Origin of the sequence: Streptomyces sp. A0592 (assembly GCF_004795115.1) — a bacterium.
Lineage (GTDB): Bacteria > Actinomycetota > Actinomycetes > Streptomycetales > Streptomycetaceae > Streptomyces > Streptomyces erythrochromogenes.
In genome coordinates, this window is sequence record NZ_SSBM01000001.1 from 66516 (window position 1) to 83143 (window position 16628).

A 16628-nucleotide genomic window follows, 5' to 3' on the forward strand; every position below is an offset into this window, starting at 1 on the left:
GGAGCGGCAATGACGAACACCACCGAGTGGCGAGCGGGCGAACGCTTCATGCTGCGCGTCGCGGGGCTCCCGCTGTCCGCGGTTGACGCCCTGCGCGCCGACGGCACCCGCCGCTGGGCCGAGGACGTCCTCAGCGCCGAGAGCGGCCTGCGCCGGGGCGCCGAACGGCTGGGAGACGTACTGCATGCGGCCGTCGGCGCCACCGACCCGGCGCCGGACGGCCCGGGCGCGGCCCAGCGCCGCGCCCTGCTCCGGCTGCGCCGCCAGATCCACAACGACCGGCTGCCCGCCCGGCCCGACGCCTCCACCGAGACCGCCGTCGAAGCGGTCGCCGCCGTGGACGAGGCCGCCGCCGAGCAGCTCGCCGGCTGGCTGCACCGGCGCCGCCTGCTGGACAAACTGCTGGCCGAGGGGCCGCCCCTGCTCACCGCCGACCTGGCCCGCAACCGGACCGCGCTGCGCGCCCTGGTCGGCGACGAGCGGCTGCGCAACGGCCTCCTGCTGGCCTCACCCGTACTCGAAGGGCAGCTCGACGGATACGCCCGCGCCGGCGGAGTGCCGAACGGGCGGGCCCGCAAGGCCGAACGGTCGGTCCTGTCGTACGTGTACCGCACGGCCTGCAAGACGAGCCCGTTCAGCACCCTCACCGCCGTGGCCACCGGACGCTTCACCGGCACCGCAGGCGAGGGCGCGCCGGACGGGGTGGCGGTGTCCGACGCGTGGAGCAGCCACGTACGGCTCAACGTCGTCGTCCTCGCCCGGCTCGCCGAGCTGATCCTGGCCGACCCGGAGCGCCGCCGCGACCTGCCGCTGCGCCTGGCCTCCGGCTGGGGACACGAGGACGACCGGATCCGCTATGTACGGCGCTCGGTCACGGCGGGCGACGACGCGGCCGCCGTCACCTTCGACGCGGCCAAGGACCGGCTGTTCTACCTGCGCCGCAGCGGCACCCTGGAGCGGCTCCTCGGCCTGTTCGCCGAACGCCCCGAGCTGCGCCACCGGGAACTGACCGACTGGCTCGCGGCCGAGCACGCCGCCGGCCCCGAGGAGTGCGAGGCGTACGTCTCCGCCCTCCTCCAGCTCGGCATGGTGCACGTGCCCCGCCTCGACACCGAAGTCCACAGCAGCGACCCGCTGCGCTCCTTCCGGCAGGCACTGAGCTCGCTGGAGCGGCCCTGGGCCGACCGGCTCGCCGCCCTGCTCGAAGCGCCCGCCGCCGCCCTGGCCGGCTACCCGGCCGCCGGGCACGCGGAACGCGCCGACCTGCTGCGGGTGCTGCGCAGCGGCCTGCGCCGCGCCCAGGAGGAGCTCGGCGCACCCGACGCGGCCCTGCCGCAGACCCTGCTGTACGAGGACGTGAGCGCCGGCCGCGAGCTGCCCTGCCCGCCGCGCGACTGGACCGCGCTGCGGTCGGTCGAGCGGATCCTGCCCGCCTTCGACCTCACGCTGGCCCAGCGGATCACCTTCGAGGGGTTCTTCACCGCCCGGTACGGGGCCGGCGGCCGCTGCGAGGACGTCCTGGGGCTGGTCCACGACTTCCACGAGGACTTCTTCGACCAGTACCTGTCGTTCGCCGCCCGGCGAAAGCCCTTCGACGAGCACGGCGCGTACGTCCCGGAGGAGAACTGGCTGGGCCTGCCGGGCATCCGCGCCCTGGACGCGGCGCGCCGCACCTTCATCGGCCGGATGCGGGAGGCCTGGACGGCGTACGAGGACACGAACGGCCGTGACACGGCCGCCGTCCTGCGCCTCGGTGAAGGGGACCTCGCGGCCGTCACGGACGAACTGGGCACGATCGCGCCGCGGTTCGCGCCGCGCTGCCACCACCTCCAGCTCGGCCGCGACCCCGCCGACGGCACCCCGCTGACCGTGCTGAACCGCTCGTACGGCGGACTGTCCTTCCCCTTCAGCCGCTTCACCCACGCGTACGACGGGGCGGGCACGGACCTCTCCGACGCCCTGCGGGCCACGGCCCACCGGATCACCCCGCCCGGAGCGGTCCTCGCCGAGGTCACCGGCGGCCCGGTCACCACCAACCTCAACCTGCACGGCCGGCTGACCGGCCACGAGATCGTCTGCCCCGGGGAGAGCGGCACCCTCCCGCCGGAGCACCGGCTGCACCTGGACGACCTGTACGCCGAACACGTGCCGGCCACCGGGCGCGTGGTGCTGCGTTCGCGCCGCCTGGGCCGCGAGGTGATCCCCGTCTACCTCGGCTACCTGGTGCCCCTCGCGCTCCCCGCCGTCCCGCGCACGCTCCTGCTGCTGTCCCCGTCGTCGATGTCACCGCTCGACGTGTGGGCGGGCGTGCCGGAGGGCGCCGCGCACGACAACGTGACCGCCCGGCCCAGGGTGGTCCACGGGGACGTCGTGCTGAGCCGCCGCAGCTGGACCACCACCGCCGGCGACCTGCCCGTCCGGGGGGCGCAGGAGGCCGGGCACTTCCTCGACTGGCAGCGCTGGCGCCGCACCCACGGCCTGCCGGAGCAGGTGTTCGCGACCGTGTCGGCCGGCCCGTCGGCGGCCGGGGCGAAACCGAGCTACGTCGACTTCGCGAGCCTGATGTCGCTCGCGGCCTTCGAGACCCTGCTGCGCGACCCGGCCCACCGGGTCGTCTTCCGGGAGATGCTCCCCGACCCCGGAGGCCTGCACGTGCACTCGGCGCGCGGCGCGCACGTCGCCGAGCTGGCCGTCGAGACCTTCACCACCACCGTCCGACACGAAGCAGACCCGGAAGACCCGGAAGACCCGGAAGACCAGGAAGGCGGCACGCGATGTCCGAGATGACCCCGTCCACCACCGGCGCCCGCGCCGACACCCGCGGCGCCTGGCAGGCCCTGCACATCTTCTACGCCGCCAACCCCCAGCCCCTGCTGGTGCAGTGCGTCCGGCCGCTGATCTCCGCACTCACCGCCGACGGACTGCTCGCCGGTCACTTCTTCATCAACTACTGGCTGGAGGGGCCGCACGTCCGGCTGCGGCTGCGCCCCGCCACACCGGAGGCGGAACCCGAGGTGCGGCGCCGCGCCGAGGAAGCCGTGGCGGCCTTCCTGGCGGCCCGTCCGGCCCTCTACGAGGTCGACTCGGGATTCCTCAACGATTTCTACAACACGCTGTTCGACATCGAGTTCCCGGAGGGCGACCGGGGCGCCTTCATGGGACCCGACGGCCGGATGAACCTGCGGCCGAACAATTCCTGCTCCCGCGAGCCGTACGAGCCCGAGTACGGAAAGTACGGCGGCCCCGCCGGCATCGAACTCGCCGAATGGCATTTCGCCCGTTCGAGCGATCTCGTCATCGACGCGCTGCACCGCATGAACCTGCACCTGCGCACCGTCCTGCTGGGCACCTCCGCCCAGTTGATGATGGTCATGGCGGGCGTCTTCCTGCCCGACCGGGACGAACTCGCCCAATACCTCGACCGCTACTACGACTTCTGGCACCGGGCCTTTCCCGGCACCGGGTTCATCGGGTCCGAGGAGTACGACCGCACCTACGGGCAGACCGCTCCCGGGCTCGGCCGCCGCTTCGCCGCCGTGCGCGCCGCGCTCGCCTCCGGGGAGACCGGCCGGCTCCCCGCCTTCCTCGCCGGGTGGGCGCAGCACTGCCAGGAGCTGCGCGAGCGCGCCGAGGCACTGTCCGTCGCCGGCGACCTGGTCTTCCGCTCCTGGGACGGCACCCGCGACGAACGGGTGACGGATCCCGCGCAGGCCCTGCCCCTGCTGCTCTCCCCGTACATGCACATGACCAACAACCGGCTGCACGTCACCATCCGCGACGAGGCCTACCTGGCACACCTGCTGGGGCGGGTGCTGCGCGAGGGCGAGGTCCCGGCCGACGGTACGGCGGTCGCCACATGAGCGGGCTGCTGGACCACCGGCCCGCCCTGCGGCCCGACGTCCTGCTGTCCCCGCCGCTCCTCGACGGGCCGGCGACCGTCCACCTGGTCAAGGACCCGGTGTCCGGAGCCTCGTTCGAGATCGGACCCAAGGAACACTTCCTCGTCTCACGGCTGGACGGCACCCGCAGCCTGGCGGAGATCGGCACCGAGTACGGGCGGGCCTTCGGCCGGCGGCTCGGCGAGGGCAACTGGCAGCAGCTGCTGGCCCTCCTCGGCAGCCGGCGGCTGCTCGCCGGCGGTCCGCCGCCGCCCGCGCCCGCCCCGTCCGGCCCGCCGCTCCGGGGCGGCCTGCTCAGCGGCACCCTGCGGCTGGTCGCCGACGCCGACGCCACGACGGCCCGGCTGCACCGCGCACTGCGCCCGCTCCTGCACCCGGCGGTGCTCGGCTTCCTGCTGCTGGGCTGCCTCGCCATGGAGACCGTGCTCGCCGCGTCCTTCGGCGAACTCGCCGCGGCCCTGCGGTGGCTGCTGCGCCATCCGGTGCCGCTGCTGGCCGTGGCCACCCTCCTGTGGCTGAGCACGGCCCTGCACGAGTTCGCGCACGGGGTGGCCGCCCGCCACGTCGGCGGGACCGTGGGCGAGATCGGGCTGCGCTGGCGGCTGCCCGTGGCCATCATGTACTGCACGGTCGACAACTACCGCTTCCTGGCGCGGCGCCGGCACCAGCTGGCGGTCGCCGCCGCGGGCGCCTTCGCCAACCTGCTGTTCCTGCTGCCGTTCTGCCTCTGGTGGGCGGCGCTGCCCGCGGGCGACGACCCCACCCGGCGCACGCTCGCCGCGCTGCTGCTCCTCGGCAGTGCCCAGGCCCTCGTCAACCTGATCCCGCTGCCCCCGCTGGACGGCTACACGATGCTCGGCCACGGTCTGCGCGTCACCCGGCTGGCACCCGCCAGTTCGGGGTATCTCCGGCTTCGGATGCGCGACCGGACGGCCGCCGCCGCGTACCCGCCGCACGCCAGGAGGCTCTACGCCGGATACGGCATCGGCTCCGCCGTCCTCGTCCTGCTGCTGGCGGCCGGCCTCACGGGAGCCGTCTGGTACGCCGCCACCACCTGAACCCACCCAGCCCGAACACACCGCACGACAGACACACAAGGGACGCACGACCCATGACGACAGACAGCACCCAGCCGCCCGACTCCCCGGCCATCGCCGTCCAGGACGTCCACAAACGCTACGGCGACCGCAGGGCGGTGGACGGGGTCTCCCTCGACGTGCGCCGCGGCGAGTTCTTCGGGCTCCTCGGCCCCAACGGAGCGGGCAAGACCACCCTCATCGAGATCATGGAGGGGCTGCGTCAGGCAGACGGCGGCACGGTCACCGTCCTCGGCCAGAGCCCCTGGCCCCGCAACACCGCACTCCTGCCCCGCATGGGCGTACAGACCCAGGCCTCGGCCTTCTTCGTACGGCAGAGCGCGCGCGAGCACCTCGCAACCGTCGCCGGCCTGTACCGCCGCGACCCGGCGGCCGCGGACCGCACCCTGGAGAGCGTCGGGCTGACCGAACAGCGCGACGTCCTGGTGGAGAACCTCTCCGGCGGCCAGCGCCAGCGCCTGGCCATCGCCTCCGCACTTGTCCACGAACCGGAGCTGATCTTCCTCGACGAGCCGACGGCCGCCCTGGACCCGCAGGCCCGGCGCGACCTGTGGGAGGTGCTGCGCGCCCTCAAGAGCCAGGGCCGCACGATCGTCTACACCACCCACCACCTCGACGAGGCCGAGGCGCTGTGCGACCGCGTGGCGATCCTCGTCGGCGGCCGGATCGCCGCCCTCGACTCGCCGCACCGCCTGGTCACCGCGGCCGGCGCCCCCTCGCGCCTGCTGCTGCCCGCCGGCCGGCTCGCCGTCGAGGAGGCCGCGGCGCTGCCCGGCGTGGACCGCGCCGTCCTCCAGGGCGGCTCCCTCGTCCTGGAGACCGCGACGCCCGGCAAGGTGCTCCAGGCCGTGGACGCCCTCACCGGGCTGGACGGGGTCATGACCCGCACGGCCACGCTGGAGGACGTCTACCTCGAACTCACCGGCGCCGCAGACGCGGGCGCCGCGCACATCGGCCCGCAGGCCGGCCCCCACACGCAGACGGAGCACCAGGCATGAGCGCGTACACGGCCCTGACCGCCGCCGGCTACCGGGCCCAGGTCCGGGACAAGGCCACCCTCTTCTTCACCTTCGCCTTCCCGCTGCTCTTCCTGGTCGTCTTCGGCCTCATCTTCAGCGGGCAGGACGTCGAGGAGACCGGCCGCCCCTACATCTCCTACATCGCGCCGGGCGTGATGTCCTGGGGCGTCGCCAACGCGGCCGTCTTCGGCATCGCCTTCACCCTCATGCAGTGGCGGCGCGACGACCTGCTGAGGCTGATCCGGCTGACGCCCACCCCGCTGACGACCGTGCTCGCCTCGCGGTACGTACTGGCGCTGGCCGTGGGCGTGGTGCAGGCGGCGGTGTTCGTGGCGGTGGCCATGCTCCCCGGCTTCGGCCTGGTCCTGGACGGCCGCTGGCCGCTCGTACTGCCCGCCCTGGTGCTGGGCATCACCGCCTTCCTCGCCATCGGCGTGATCGTCGGCACCTACGCGAACACCCCGGAGGCCGTCGCCGCCATCGCCAACTGCCTGATGGTGCCGATGGCGTTCCTGTCCGGCTCGTTCCTGCCGCTCGACATGATGCCGGCGTGGCTGCAGTCGGTCTCCCGCGTCCTGCCGCTGCGCTACCTCAACGACGCCGCGACCGGTGCGCTCACCGGTACCGGATCCCTCGCCGCCATCGGCACCGGCTGCGCGGCGCTCCTCGGCTTCGCCGTCGTCTTCGGCGCGATCGGGCTCAAGACCTTCCGCTGGAGCAACCGGACATGACGACGAGCCCGCCACGTCCGCCCGCCCCCGACGAAACGCCCCTCGAAGCCGCCCGACGGCACCTGGCCCGAACGCTGGAGCCGCTCGGCGCCGTCGTGGTGACCCTCGGCGTGCACGACGCCCTGGGACAGCGCGCCGCCGACCCGTTCGCCGAGGTCCGGCCGCGGGCCACCGTCCACCTCACCGCGCGGGAGGTGCTCGTCGGCCCGTGGGGCGGCGACGGCAGCGCACCGGCGTGCGGCCAGTGCCTGGCCATGCGCCGCCAGCGGCTGCGCAGCCGCAGCGAGCGCGACGCGCTGGAGACCGGCATCCGGCCGGGCACGCCCACCGGCCCCGAATGGCCGCGGCTGTCCCCGTACGCGCACGACGCGGTGCACGCGCTGCACGAGGCCGTCCACGGCGGCCGGGTCACCGCGCCCGCCGGGGCGCACGCCGACCGGGCCCTGCCCCAGGTGTCCCGGCTGGACCTGGAGACGCTGCGCATCCGGACGTACCCGCTGCTGGCCGACCCGCTGTGCCCCGACTGCGGCCCGCGGGGCACCGACGCGCCGCGGCCCTTCGCACCCGCCTCCAGGCCCAAACCCGCCCCCGGGGCGCAGCGGCTGCGCGCCGCCTCCTCGTACCCGATGCCGTACGCGGCGCTGGCCAACCCGGTGACCGGGGTGCTCGGCGGCGGGACCTGGCTGAACGTCACCTCGCCCACCACCGCCCCGGTCGCGGGGAGCGTCTTCATGCGCGGGTACGCGGGGCTGACGGACGTCACGTGGAGCGGGCAGGCCAACAGCTTCGCCGCCAGCCGCGACCTGGCCCACCTGGAAGGGCTGGAACGCTACGCCGGCACCCACCGCCGCACCGGGAGCACCCTGCTCTCCGCCAGTTACGCGGAACTGGGCGAGCGGGCGCTGGACCCGGCCGAATGCGGCTTCTACCCGCCCGAGACCTACCGCGACGACCCGCTCGTGTCCCCCTTCGACCCCGAGCGGCCCATCCCGTGGGTGTACGGCCACTCCCTGCGCGACGACCGGCCCGTCCTGGTCCCGGCCCGGCTGGTGCACTACAGCGCCGGCGTCGCCGCCGACAACTTCGTCTTCGAGTGCTCCAACGGCTGCGCCATCGGCAGCTGCCCGGAGGAGGCGCTGCTCGGCGCACTGCTCGAACTCGTGGAGCGGGACGCGTTCCTGCTCGCCTGGTACGGCGGACTGCGGCTCGCCGAGATCGACCTGGCGAGCGTGCCGGGCACCGCGGTGCGCACGATGGCCGACCGGGCCGCGCTCCAGGGCTACGACGTGCACGCCTTCGACAACCGCGTCGACCTGGCGGTCCCGGTCGTCACCGGGCTCGCGGTCCGGCGCGACGGCGGCCCCGGACTGTTCTCCTTCGGCGCCGGCGCCGCGCTCGACCCGGCGGCTGCGGTGGAGGCCGCCCTGTCGGAAGTGCTCACCTACATCCCGCACCTGCCCCGCCAGGTCGAGGAACGGCGCGGCGAACTGGAGGCGATGGCAGCCGATTTCGGAAAGGTGCTGCACCTGAAGGACCACGCCCAGCTGTACGGGCTGCCGGCGATGGCCGAGCACGTGCGGTCCTACCGGGAGCCGCTCGCCGTGCGCCGCATGGACGAGGCCTACCGGACCTGGACGGACCGCGGACGGCCCGGCACCGGCGACCTCCGCGACGACCTGAGGTGCGTCGTGGACGAGTTGGTGCGCGCCGGCCACGACGTCATCGCCGTCGACCAGACCACCCCGGAGCAGCGGCGCATCGGACTGCACACCGTCTGCGCCGTGGTGCCGGGGCTCCTGCCGATCGACTTCGGCTGGGCCAGGCAGCGCGCCCCCCACCTGCCGCGGCTGCGCACCGCGCCACGGCGGGCGGGGCTGCGGACGGCCGACCTCGCCGACGCCGACCTCCGCAGGGTCCCGCACCCCTTCCCGTAGCGGCCACGGACGGGGGATGCCCCGGTCCCCGCACGTGGGGGTCCGGGGCATCCGGGTGTCCGCGGCCCGAGGGGTCAGGCGGAGCAGGAGGTGGTGCTGGTGGTCGAGGAACAGGTCGAGGTGGAGCTGCAGCTCGTGGAACCCGCGAGCACGACCTCGCTGGCGTCCGAGTAGTCGGAGATCTCGAAGGTCTCGGACTCCAGCTCCAGGATCTCGTCCGCGAGCGAGGCGAGGGGGGACTTCTCCATGGTGACTCCTTCTGGTGAGGGGACGGCGGCGGGGCGCGCCGTGCCGTGCACCCATCAGAGCGGGTGCCGCCGTCACCGGACCCCCCGTACCGCTGACACTCCTCTGTCACGACGTGTCAGCGCCCTGCCGTGACCCCTCCCGGCCGCCGCCCGATCATGGCTCCATGACCGGCCACGCCCCCGAACCACCCGCAGCGCCGCTCGCCCGACTCGGCACGCACCTGCGCGACCTGACGACCTTCTACCTGGAACTGCACCGCGACCCGGAGCTGTCGGGGGAGGAGCGGCGTACGGCGGACCGCTTCGCCGCCCGGCTGGAGGCGGCGGGGTACGCGACCACGCGGGGCATCGGCGGGCACGGCGTGGCCGGGGTGCTGCGCAACGGGGACGGGCCCACCGTCCTGCTGCGGGCCGAACTCGACGCCCTGCCGGTCCGGGAGACGACCGGACTGCCGTACGCGGCCGACGGCGAGGCGGCCCACGCCTGCGGGCACGATCTGCACCTGGCCGCGGCGGCGGGCACGGCCCTGCTGCTCGCGCGGGCGCCCCAGGCCTGGCGCGGCACCCTCGTCGTGGCCGGGCAGCCGGCCGAGGAGACGCTGGAAGGGGCCAGGGCGATGCTCGCCGACGGCCTCTACCGGCGGTGCGGGCGGCCCGACGACGTCCTGGCCCAGCACGCGGCGCCGCTGCCGGCGGGGATGGTCGCCCACGGGTACGGGCCCATGACGGCGGGCAGCGTCACTTTCCGGGTGGTGGTGCACGGCCGTGGCGGGCACGCGGGCGCCCCGCACCTCGCCGTGGACCCGGTGGTGGCGGCCGCGCATGTGGTGACCAGGCTCCAGACGGTGGTGGCGCGGGAGGCGGCACCGGCGGACCAGGTGGCGGTGACCGTGGGCTCGTTCAGGGCGGGGGACCGGGCGAACGTGATCCCGGACCGGGCCGAACTGGCCCTCACCGTACGGGCCGTGAGCGAGGCCTCGCTGGCCCGGGCGGCCGCGGCCGTGGAGCGGATCGTGCGCGCGGAGTGCGCCGCCGCGGCCTGCCCCCGGGACCCGGAGATCGTCCGGCTCTCCGACTCCCCGGTCACCCACCCGGATCCGGCGCTGACGGCGGCCGTACGGCAGGCCCACACCGCCGAGTTCGGGGCGGAGCGGGTGGTGATGTGGCCGCCCTCGCTCGCGACGGAGGACTTCGCGCTCTTCGGCGACGCCGGCCTGGACGTGCACGGAGAGCGGGGCATCAGGCTGGGCTACTGGATGCTGGGAACGGCCGGCCCGGCCGCCTGGTCCCGCGCCCCGGGTTCGACGGCGGCCGAGAAGATGGCGGCCCTCCCCGCCAACCACGCCCCGGACTTCGCCCCGGACGCCCGCGGCGCCCTGCCGGCCGCCGTCCGCGCCCTGACCGCCGCCGCGTTGGCCCGGCTCGGCCCCCGGTGAACCGGTCACGGGGGCTCCGGCCCCGTGGGTTAGGTTCGCCCCATGACATCACTGGTGCAGGTGTACGAGAAGGACTTCCGGGAACGGGCCTCCCGCAAGCAGTCCGTGGGAGTCTTCCTCCTGATCGCCACGGGTGCCATCTGGCTCTGGGTCGGATACCTGCTGCTGGTCCCCTTCACCCTCGACGACGGCAGGAGCGGCAGCGGGCGGGAGTGTGCCTCGCGGGTCTTCTACGACCCGGGCGAATCCGGCCGCAAGCGCAGCTACGCCGACCTCGAAGGCGCGCGGTGCGCCGCCGAACGGGACGTGGCCGACAGCGTTGCCTGGCTGCTGCTCTCGCTCCCCCTCGCAGCCGTCGGCCTCCACCACTGCACCGTGGGCACCGTCGGACTCCAGATCGCCCGGCACGAGTCGGAGAGGACCCGCCTCGCCGCGTCCGAATAGCCCGGCGGCTGCCGCACGGACTCGTTTGGCCGTGATCGGCGGGGGCAGACGACCGGCATGTCCGGGACAGGAGCGTCGGCGAGCACGGGATCGGCCTCGGGGCCGGCCGCGGAAACCGTCACCACGAAGGTGCCCGCCCGATTGGACCGGCTGCCCTGGTCGCGCTGGCACTGGATGATCGTGATCGGGCTCGGCACCGTCTGGATCCTGGACGGCCTGGAGGTCACCGTCGTCGGCAGCATCGCCAGCCGCCTCTCCGAGGACGGCAGCGGCCTGTCCATCACCGACGCCCAAGTCACAGGTCTCGCGGCCGCGCTCTACGTGGCGGGCGCGTGCTCCGGCGCCCTGTTCTTCGGGCGGCTCACCGATCTCTTCGGCCGCAAGAAGCTCTTCCTGATCACGCTGGCCGTCTACCTCGGGGCGACGGCCCTGACCGCATTGTCCTTCTCCGCCTGGTGGTTCTTCCTCTTCCGCTTCTTGACCGGCTTCGGCATCGGGGGCGAGTACGCGGCCATCAACTCGGCGATCGACGAGCTGATCCCGAGCAAGTACCGCGGCCGCGTCGACCTGATCATCAACGGCAGCTTCTGGCTCGGCGCCGTCGCCGGAGCCCTGCTGTCGGTGGTCGCCCTCAACACCGAGCTCTTCGCGCCGTCGGTGGGCTGGCGGCTGACGTTCGCCCTCGGGGTCGTTCTCGGCCTGGTCATCCTGCTCGTACGGCGCCACGTACCGGAGAGCCCGCGCTGGATGTTCATCCACGGCCGGACACAGGAGGCCGAGGACCTGGTCGCGGACGTCGAACGCCGCGTGGAGGCGGAGACGGGACGGCCGCTGCCCGAGCCCGACCGGGCCATCACCATCACCGTGCGGCGCAGCATCGGCTTCGGCGAGATCGCACGGACGGTGTTCCGCACCTACCCGCGCCGGGCCGCGCTCGGGCTGTCCCTCTTCGTCGGGCAGGCCTTCCTCTACAACGCGATCACCTTCGGCTTCGGATCCATCCTGGTCACGTTCTTCGACGTCTCCAGCTCCGTGACCGGCTACTACTTCGCCGTCGTGGCCTTCGGGAACTTCCTCGGCCCGCTCTTCCTGGGCCGGCTGTTCGACACGCTCGGCCGACGGCCGATGATCGCGGGCACCTACATCCTCTCCGGCGTGCTGCTCTTCGCGACCGCATGGCTCTTCGGCGCCGGGCGGCTGTCCGCCGTGACCATGACCGCCTGCTGGTGCGTGGTGCTCTTCTTCGCGTCCGCCGGGGCGAGTTCGGCGTACCTGACCGTCAGCGAGATCTTCCCGATGGAGACCCGCGCGATGTCGATCGCCTTCTTCTACGCCATCGGCACGGCGGCCGGCGGCATCTCCGGACCGCTGATCTTCGCCGGGCTCACCTCCAGCGGCGTGGTCTCCGACGCGGTCCTCGCCTTCTCCATCGGTGCCGGGCTGATGGTGGCGGCCGGCCTGGTCGCCGTCTTCTACGCGGTCGCGGCGGAGGGCCGCTCCCTGGAGGACATCGCCACCCCGCTGTCCGCGCAGGCCGCCGAACCGGCTCCGAAGCGATGACGCACCGTGCTCGGGTGCGTACGCAGGGGTCCGGAGGTGTTCCGTAGGTGTTCCGTATGCGTGAAGGCGGACCGGCCGGGCAGGCGCACACCACAAGCGCAACACCGGAGATGTCCGGGAATGCGAAGATCCTCTATGGTTTCAGGAGAGCGGGTCCATGCCTCTCCAGCTGATGCTGCACCTCGACCTGCACGGCCGGAGCGCCGCGGCGCAGGCCAGGCGCGCTGCCCGGTCCCACCTCGCCGGAACGGAGGAGGACGACGACGGGCTCCCCCCGCCCCTCGCGCTGGACACGGCGCTCCTGCTGATCAGCGAGCTCGTCACCAACGCCGTCCGCCATACGCGCGGCGGCTGCATGCTGGAGGTCCGCCTCGCGTCGGACGGGATCGACATCGAGGTCACGGACACCAGCAGTGCGGAGCCGCAGGCCCGGCCGCCCTGCCGGCGCGGCGAGGGCGGCTGGGGGTGGCACCTGGTCAACCGGCTGGGGACCGACGTCGGGATCCGCCACCACGCGGCGGGAGGGAAGACGATCCACGTCCGCGTCCCGTGCTGACGGCCGTGACGGCGCCGCACGGCGGTGCGGCGAAGCGGGCGAGGAATCACGCGATGCGGTGGCCGGCGTAGGCCGGACGGCGCAACGCGGTACCGGCTGCGATTGCGGGCGTATGTCAGGTCACCGCCCGGGCCCGCAGCACCCGGGCCGGCTGCTGGCCTCCGCTCGTCGCCAGCACCCGTACCTCGCCGCCGCTGCTGATCTCCGCCCGGACGATGCCGGAGGCGTCCTCGTAGACCGGGTGGCCACCCGGTCCCGCCGCGCTGGTGCGGGTCATCCGGACGACGTCCTCCCCGACCCCGTCCGCGGCCGCGAAGACCACCTCGTAGGCTTCCGCGTCCTCGTGCACCGTGCCCATGGCCGACCCTCCTGCCGTGACGTCCGCCGTTCGCCGGCGGGTGGCCGACGTGCCACCTGCCACGCTAAGCCCGGCCCGCCGCCCTGTCCTGGCCGGAGCCGGGGGCGGGCGGGCCCCGGCCGGGTCAGCTGCGGGGGCGCACCACGAACGCCACCGCCGCCACCGGGCCGCTGCGGCGGAAGTGCAGGACGAACGGGATGGCGTCCCCCACCTGCCGGCGGGTCTTCACCCGAACCATCAGGTCCAGGGTGCTCGGCGTCATGTACACGACGGACCCGGCCGGGATGTTCGCCGAGGCGACGGCGCGCATCGCGTCGCCGCCCTCGCCGACGCGCTCGTGCCGGTTCAGCATGATCTCGTCCGCGGCCGGCGAGGTCACCGAGACCAGCTGGTCGTCGGATCCGCCGGTGTTGGCGATCCGGAAGAAGGCCGCGGTGCGCTCCCTGCCGGCGTAGGGGAGGAAGACCTGCCCCACGCCGACGTCGATCCGCGCCGGCGTGCCCGCGGCCCCCGCCTTGGTCCAGGCCGTCAGCGCCACCAGCATCGCCATGCAGGCCATTACGGGAACCAGGGTCGCGAGCAGCCCGTCGCGCAGGCTCCGGCGGCCCGGCCCGCGGAATTCCGCTGCCGCCTTCACCGTCCGGGCCGCGGCACGGCCCACCGTCCGCCGCACCGTCCTGCCCACCGACCGGTTCACCTTCCGCACGAGGTCGTCCATCAACGCGAAGCCTTTCCGACGGGGGAGCCCGGGCGCCTCGGCGCGGGCTGCCAGCTGCGCAGGCGCAGGCTGTTGGCCACCACGAGGACCGAGCTGGCGGACATCGCGGCCGCGGCGAGCATCGGGCCCAGCAGGCCCACGGCCGCCAGGGGGACCGTCACCGCGTTGTAGCCGAACGCCCAGACCAGGTTGAGCCGGATCGTCGCCAGGGTGCGGCGGGCCAGGCGGACCGCGTCGGCGACCGCCTCGATGTCACCCCGTACGAGGGTCACGTCGGCGGCCCCGATGGCCACGTCCGTGCCGCTGCCCATGGCGATCCCGAGGTCCGCCTCGGCCAGGGCCGCGGCGTCGTTGACCCCGTCGCCGATCACGGCCACCCGGCGGCCCCCGCCCCGCAACTCCCGTACCAGCGCGGCCTTGCCCTCCGGGCTGCAGTGGGCGTGGACCTCGGTGATGCCGAGCTCGCGGGCGACCGCCCGCGCGGTGGCCTCCCGGTCGCCGGTGGCCAGGACCGGCTCCACGCCGAGGCGCCGCAGCCGGTCGACCGCCCGGTAGCTGCCGGGCCGCAGCACGTCGCCCAGCGCGATGAGCGCCTCGTCGAAGCCGTCCACCCGGACCAGGACCGGGGTGAGCGCGGCGGCCTCCGCCTCGGCCAGCGCCTGCGCCAGCGACGCGGGCAGGCCGTCGCCCGGAGTGCGCACCTCCACCCTGCGGCCCTCCACGATGCCCGTGACACCGCTGCCGGGGACGGCCAGGAAGCCGGCGACCCCCGGCAGCGGGCCCCGGGCCGCGGCTCGCTGCGCGTACGAGACGACAGCGCGGCCCAGCGGGTGCTCGGAGCCCTGCTCCACCGCCCCGGCCAGCCGGACGGCCGCGTCGAGGCCGATCCCGCCGGCGGTCTCCGTGACCTGCACGACGGACATGTGGCCCGTGGTGAGGGTGCCGGTCTTGTCCAGGACGATCACGTCGACGTGCCGCAGGGCCTCCAGCGACTGCGGCCCCTTCACCAGGATGCCGAGGCGGGCGCCACGGCCGGTCGCGGCCATGAGTGCGGTGGGGGTGGCCAGGCCCAGCGCGCACGGGCAGGCCACGACGAGGATCGCGACGGCAGCCGTGACCGCCGCCTGGGGATCGGCCCCGGCGCCCAGCCAGAAGCCGAGCACGGTGACCGCCAGGGACAGGACGGCCGGGACGAAGACGCCCGCCACCTTGTCGGCCAGCCGCTGCGCCCGTGCCTTGCCCGCCTGGGCCTCGGTGACCAGGTGAGTGATCCGGGCCAGCCGGGTGTCGGCGCCGACCGCCGTGGCCTGTACGAGGAGCAGCCCGCCCATGTTGACGGCGCCGCCCACCACCGCCCGGCCGGGGCCCACCTCGACGGGATCGCTCTCGCCGGTGATCAGTGACAGGTCCAGGGCCGAACTGCCCGAGACCACGACGCCGTCGGTGGCGACCCGCTCCCCGGGCCGGACGACGAACCCCTGGCCCGGTACCAGCTCCTCTATGGGCAGCAGCCGCTCCCTGCCGTCCTCGCGCACGGTGACGTCCTTGGCGGCCAGACCGGCCAGGGAGCGCAGTGCCGCACCCGTGCCGCGCCGGGCCCGCGCCTCCAGATGGCGGCCGGTCAGTACGAAGAGGGGGACGGCGACCGCCGCCTCGAGGTAGACGTGCGCGACCTCCGTCCCGGCCGAGGGGAGGAGGCTGAACGGCATCCGCATGCCGGGATCGCCCGCGCCGCCGAGGAACAGCGCGTACAGGGACCAGGCGAAGGACGCGATGACGCCGAGCGAGACGAGGGTGTCCATGGTGGCCGACGAGTGGCGCAGCCCGCGGGCCGCCTTCAGGTGGAAGGGCCAGGCGCTCCAGACGACCACGGGGGCGGCCAGTACGAGGCACAGCCACTGCCAGTTGCGGAACTGCAGGGCGGGGACCATCGACAGGACGAGGACCGGCAGGCAGAGCAGGGCGGTGATCAGCAGGCGTTCGCGGTCCTTGCGGGCCTCCTCCCGCGTCGGACCCGTCGGATCATCCGGGTTGTCCGGATCGGACGGATCGGGCGGATCGGGCGGACCGGCGGGGCCGGTCGTGGCCCGCCGTGCGGTTCGCGGCACGGGCGGCGGCACCAACTCCGTCTCGTACCCGGCCTTTTCGACGGCCGCCAGGAGTTCCTCGGCCGTGACGTCCGCCGGGTGGTGGACGCGGGCCCTTCCGGTGGCCAGGTTCACCGAGGCCGTCACCCCGTCGATCCGGGACAGCCGTTTCTCCACCCGGTTCACGCACGCCGCACAGGTCATGCCGCGTACGACGAGGTCGGTGGTCACCCCGGCGACCGTGCCGCCCTCGGCCGTCATCGACCGCCGCCGTTCATGCCGCCCATGCCGCCGCCCATGCCGCCGTTCATACCGCCGTTCATGCCGCCCATGCCGCCGCCCGGCTCCGCGGGACCGGCGTCGCCGACGGTGCTGCGCATGCCGGGCGCGACCGGACCGGCCGCCGACCCGACGCCGTACGCGAGGGCGAACACCGCCAGGAGCAGAACCACGAAGCCGGTCAGCGCCGGGGGAGGGCCCCACCGCCCCGTGGACGAGGGCGCCTGGACTGCGGACTGCTGTTCTTCGGTCATCGACATTC

Annotated in this window: 15 protein-coding genes; 10 read left to right on the forward strand and 5 right to left on the reverse strand. The window is 74.3% G+C overall.

Features of this window, described 5'->3' with window-relative positions:
- The first annotated feature begins 9 nt into the window (after positions 1-9).
- From E6U81_RS00340 to E6U81_RS00365, 6 genes are read left to right on the forward strand one after another with little or no spacing between them, the layout of a single operon-like run.
- The gene (locus tag E6U81_RS00340; protein ID WP_136228000.1) at positions 10-2787 is read left to right on the forward strand and encodes a lantibiotic dehydratase; all 2778 of its coding nucleotides are present in this window, start codon (positions 10-12) and stop codon (positions 2785-2787) included.
- Entirely contained in the window at positions 2775-3860 is a 1086-nt protein-coding gene (locus E6U81_RS00345; protein ID WP_136228001.1) for a lantibiotic dehydratase C-terminal domain-containing protein, read from the forward strand. The genes E6U81_RS00340 and E6U81_RS00345 overlap by 13 nt, the downstream gene beginning before the upstream one ends.
- Positions 3857-4957 carry a peptidase M50 gene (locus E6U81_RS00350; RefSeq protein WP_136228002.1) on the forward strand — a complete coding sequence of 367 codons (1101 nt, stop codon included), beginning with the start codon at positions 3857-3859 and terminating at the stop codon, positions 4955-4957. Before E6U81_RS00345 ends, E6U81_RS00350 begins: the two co-directional genes overlap by 4 nt.
- A 53-nt stretch (positions 4958-5010) precedes the next feature.
- On the forward strand, positions 5011-5994 hold the full coding sequence (locus tag E6U81_RS00355; RefSeq protein WP_136228003.1) for an ABC transporter ATP-binding protein: 984 nt from the start codon (positions 5011-5013) through the stop codon (positions 5992-5994).
- Positions 5991-6746 (forward strand): ABC transporter permease, encoded by a 756-nt coding sequence (locus tag E6U81_RS00360; protein WP_136228004.1) that lies wholly within the window; start codon positions 5991-5993, stop codon positions 6744-6746. Before E6U81_RS00355 ends, E6U81_RS00360 begins: the two co-directional genes overlap by 4 nt.
- Positions 6743-8680: a TOMM precursor leader peptide-binding protein gene (locus tag E6U81_RS00365; protein ID WP_136228005.1), complete on the forward strand. Its 1938-nt coding sequence runs from the start codon at positions 6743-6745 to the stop codon at positions 8678-8680. The genes E6U81_RS00360 and E6U81_RS00365 overlap by 4 nt, the downstream gene beginning before the upstream one ends.
- 74 nt (positions 8681-8754) lie before the next feature.
- On the opposite strand, the gene E6U81_RS00370 is transcribed toward E6U81_RS00365, so the two are convergent.
- On the reverse strand, positions 8755-8928 hold the full coding sequence (locus tag E6U81_RS00370; RefSeq protein ID WP_007268044.1) for a thiazolylpeptide-type bacteriocin: 174 nt from the start codon (positions 8926-8928) through the stop codon (positions 8755-8757).
- A gap of 164 nt (positions 8929-9092) precedes the next feature.
- Between E6U81_RS00370 and E6U81_RS00375 the strand changes: the two genes are divergently transcribed.
- The 4 genes from E6U81_RS00375 (at position 9093) to E6U81_RS00390 (ending at position 12924) form a co-directional block, all read left to right on the forward strand.
- Positions 9093-10364, forward strand: a complete 1272-nt coding sequence (locus tag E6U81_RS00375; protein WP_136228006.1) for an amidohydrolase — start codon at positions 9093-9095, stop codon at positions 10362-10364.
- A gap of 42 nt (positions 10365-10406) precedes the next feature.
- Entirely contained in the window at positions 10407-10808 is a 402-nt protein-coding gene (locus E6U81_RS00380) for a hypothetical protein (protein WP_136228007.1), read from the forward strand.
- Between the two features lie 57 nt (positions 10809-10865).
- A complete protein-coding gene (locus tag E6U81_RS00385; RefSeq protein WP_136228008.1) occupies positions 10866-12368 on the forward strand; it encodes an MFS transporter in 1503 nt (500 codons plus the stop codon).
- A gap of 157 nt (positions 12369-12525) precedes the next feature.
- Positions 12526-12924 carry an ATP-binding protein gene (locus E6U81_RS00390; RefSeq protein WP_136228009.1) on the forward strand — a complete coding sequence of 133 codons (399 nt, stop codon included), beginning with the start codon at positions 12526-12528 and terminating at the stop codon, positions 12922-12924.
- A 115-nt stretch (positions 12925-13039) separates the two neighbouring features.
- On the opposite strand, the gene E6U81_RS00395 is transcribed toward E6U81_RS00390, so the two are convergent.
- From E6U81_RS00395 to E6U81_RS00410, 4 genes are all read right to left on the reverse strand, one after another.
- Positions 13040-13282 (reverse strand): DUF6296 family protein, encoded by a 243-nt coding sequence (locus E6U81_RS00395; protein WP_136228010.1) that lies wholly within the window; start codon positions 13280-13282, stop codon positions 13040-13042.
- A gap of 124 nt (positions 13283-13406) precedes the next feature.
- Entirely contained in the window at positions 13407-14000 is a 594-nt protein-coding gene (locus E6U81_RS00400) for a copper chaperone PCu(A)C (protein ID WP_136228011.1), read from the reverse strand.
- Positions 14000-16348, reverse strand: coding sequence for a heavy metal translocating P-type ATPase (locus E6U81_RS00405; RefSeq protein WP_136228012.1), 2349 nt, complete (start codon positions 16346-16348; stop codon positions 14000-14002). The genes E6U81_RS00400 and E6U81_RS00405 overlap by 1 nt, the downstream gene beginning before the upstream one ends.
- Positions 16345-16620, reverse strand: coding sequence for a hypothetical protein (locus tag E6U81_RS00410; RefSeq protein WP_136228013.1), 276 nt, complete (start codon positions 16618-16620; stop codon positions 16345-16347). The genes E6U81_RS00405 and E6U81_RS00410 overlap by 4 nt, the downstream gene beginning before the upstream one ends.
- Positions 16621-16628: the final 8 nt, after the last annotated feature.

What these genes read in the sequence shown, in the direction of transcription:
- E6U81_RS00350 (WP_136228002.1), top strand. Translation starts at nt 3,857, where the DNA reads ATGAGCGGGCTGCTGGACCACCGGCCCGCCCTGCGGCCCGACGTCCTG.
- E6U81_RS00345 (WP_136228001.1), top strand. Translation starts at nt 2,775, where the DNA reads ATGTCCGAGATGACCCCGTCCACCACCGGCGCCCGCGCCGACACCCGC.
- E6U81_RS00395 (WP_136228010.1), bottom strand. Translation starts at nt 13,282, where the DNA reads ATGGGCACGGTGCACGAGGACGCGGAAGCCTACGAGGTGGTCTTCGCG.
- E6U81_RS00390 (WP_136228009.1), top strand. Translation starts at nt 12,526, where the DNA reads ATGCCTCTCCAGCTGATGCTGCACCTCGACCTGCACGGCCGGAGCGCC.
- E6U81_RS00375 (WP_136228006.1), top strand. Translation starts at nt 9,093, where the DNA reads ATGACCGGCCACGCCCCCGAACCACCCGCAGCGCCGCTCGCCCGACTC.
- E6U81_RS00405 (WP_136228012.1), bottom strand. Translation starts at nt 16,348, where the DNA reads ATGACGGCCGAGGGCGGCACGGTCGCCGGGGTGACCACCGACCTCGTC.
- E6U81_RS00340 (WP_136228000.1), top strand. Translation starts at nt 10, where the DNA reads ATGACGAACACCACCGAGTGGCGAGCGGGCGAACGCTTCATGCTGCGC.
- E6U81_RS00360 (WP_136228004.1), top strand. Translation starts at nt 5,991, where the DNA reads ATGAGCGCGTACACGGCCCTGACCGCCGCCGGCTACCGGGCCCAGGTC.
- E6U81_RS00380 (WP_136228007.1), top strand. Translation starts at nt 10,407, where the DNA reads ATGACATCACTGGTGCAGGTGTACGAGAAGGACTTCCGGGAACGGGCC.
- E6U81_RS00385 (WP_136228008.1), top strand. Translation starts at nt 10,866, where the DNA reads ATGTCCGGGACAGGAGCGTCGGCGAGCACGGGATCGGCCTCGGGGCCG.
- E6U81_RS00410 (WP_136228013.1), bottom strand. Translation starts at nt 16,620, where the DNA reads ATGACCGAAGAACAGCAGTCCGCAGTCCAGGCGCCCTCGTCCACGGGG.
- E6U81_RS00365 (WP_136228005.1), top strand. Translation starts at nt 6,743, where the DNA reads ATGACGACGAGCCCGCCACGTCCGCCCGCCCCCGACGAAACGCCCCTC.
- E6U81_RS00355 (WP_136228003.1), top strand. Translation starts at nt 5,011, where the DNA reads ATGACGACAGACAGCACCCAGCCGCCCGACTCCCCGGCCATCGCCGTC.
- E6U81_RS00370 (WP_007268044.1), bottom strand. Translation starts at nt 8,928, where the DNA reads ATGGAGAAGTCCCCCCTCGCCTCGCTCGCGGACGAGATCCTGGAGCTG.
- E6U81_RS00400 (WP_136228011.1), bottom strand. Translation starts at nt 14,000, where the DNA reads ATGGACGACCTCGTGCGGAAGGTGAACCGGTCGGTGGGCAGGACGGTG.